Consider the following 521-nt stretch of genomic DNA (forward strand, 5'->3'; position numbering starts at 1 on the left):
CAGGTTATGCGCCCTGGCTCCCTTCACCTCTATCCGATCCATAGCCATTTGTTCATCATCCTTCCGCTTTTAGCTCTAAAAGTAAATCGCGAAGCTCCGCGGCTCTTTCAAAGTCAAGCGCCTTGGCGGCTTCCTTCATTTCATGCTCCATCTGTTCAACGACTTTCTGGCGTTCTTTCTTCGTCATTTTCGACAGCTTCGGCGGGGCTTTTGTTTTGTATACCGCTTTATCCTCAGCTGCTACTGTGGCACGAATGACATCGCGAATTTCTTTATTTATCGTTTTCGGCGTAATGCCGTGCTCTTCGTTAAACCGCTCCTGCTGCTCGCGGCGGCGTTTTGTTTCATTAATCGCAATTTCCATAGACTTCGTTATTTTATCGGCGTACATAATGACGCGGCCTTCCGCATTTCTCGCTGCCCGTCCGATGGTCTGGATCAGCGACCGCTCCGAACGAAGGAAACCTTCCTTATCCGCATCCAAAATCGCAACAAGGGATACTTCGGGGATGTCCAAACCT

At 49.5% G+C, this 521-nt stretch carries 1 protein-coding gene; it reads right to left on the reverse strand.

What is annotated here, in order from left to right:
* Nucleotides 1-55: 55 nt before the first annotated feature.
* Nucleotides 56-521: UvrB/UvrC motif-containing protein (locus ACWHAR_RS31895; RefSeq protein ID WP_452089029.1), on the reverse strand; the 466-nt coding region annotated here is incomplete at its 5' end.

This window comes from Bacillus sp. LR--39, from assembly GCF_053613335.1.